Origin of the sequence: Haemophilus sp. UMB1048, from assembly GCF_030218125.1 — a bacterium.
GTDB lineage: Bacteria > Pseudomonadota > Gammaproteobacteria > Enterobacterales > Pasteurellaceae > Haemophilus_D.
The window spans coordinates 1-247 of the sequence record NZ_JASOPB010000153.1 but is presented as its reverse complement, the minus strand read 5'-3'; the positions used below and the strand labels follow the sequence as shown (position 1 = coordinate 247).

Below are 247 nucleotides of genomic sequence, written 5' to 3'. Positions count from 1 at the left end.
TACCATTGGCATGAGTACTACTCTCCCATCACAAACTGTTCACTGAAGCGCTTATCGCCTTCAACCAAATCGTGCATATCGTTAATATCGTGACGAAGCAGCAAAGTGCGCTCCAAGCCAACACCGAAAGCAAATCCCGTATAAACATCTGGGTCTAAGCCTGCAGACTTAAGAACGTTCGGGTTAACCATTCCGCATCCGCCCCATTCAATCCAACCTGGGCCACCCTTCTTATCTGGGAACCAAA

Annotated in this window: 1 pseudogene; it reads right to left on the bottom strand. The window is 48.2% G+C overall.

The window, feature by feature from the left end:
- Positions 1-17: 17 nt before the first annotated feature.
- Positions 18-247 (bottom strand): annotated as a pseudogene (locus QP437_RS10810) (phenylalanine--tRNA ligase subunit alpha); the annotation flags it as partial.